1 pseudogene is annotated in these 248 nt (G+C 64.5%); it reads left to right on the top strand.

What is annotated here, in order from left to right:
* Nucleotides 1-208 (top strand): annotated as a pseudogene (locus tag SB822_RS59585) (MBL fold metallo-hydrolase); the annotation flags it as partial.
* Between the last annotated feature and the right edge of the window lie 40 nt (nucleotides 209-248).

Raw genomic sequence — 248 nt, 5'->3', positions numbered from 1 at the left:
CGAAAAAGATCGCGCGGCGCGCTTCGATAATCAAAGCCGGTTGCGCGACCTCGCATTGACGAGCCAGGCGGTGAGCGTGTTTTGCAGTCACGACGTGACCGAGTTCGAACGGCTCGCGAAGCGTCCCGCGAACATGCCGGCGCGCCGGGCCGTCGACACCACTGCCGCCCCGCACGCGGCCTGGTCGTCCGACAATCGCACGGCCTAGCGCCGTCAACAAAAGAACAGACAACAACGAAGAAGCCGGC

Origin of the sequence: Paraburkholderia sp. SIMBA_054, from assembly GCF_046534875.1 — a bacterium.
Classification (GTDB): Bacteria; Pseudomonadota; Gammaproteobacteria; order Burkholderiales; family Burkholderiaceae; genus Paraburkholderia; species Paraburkholderia hospita.
Note: the sequence above shows the minus strand (reverse complement) of the source record. Positions and strands in the feature narration are given on the sequence as shown.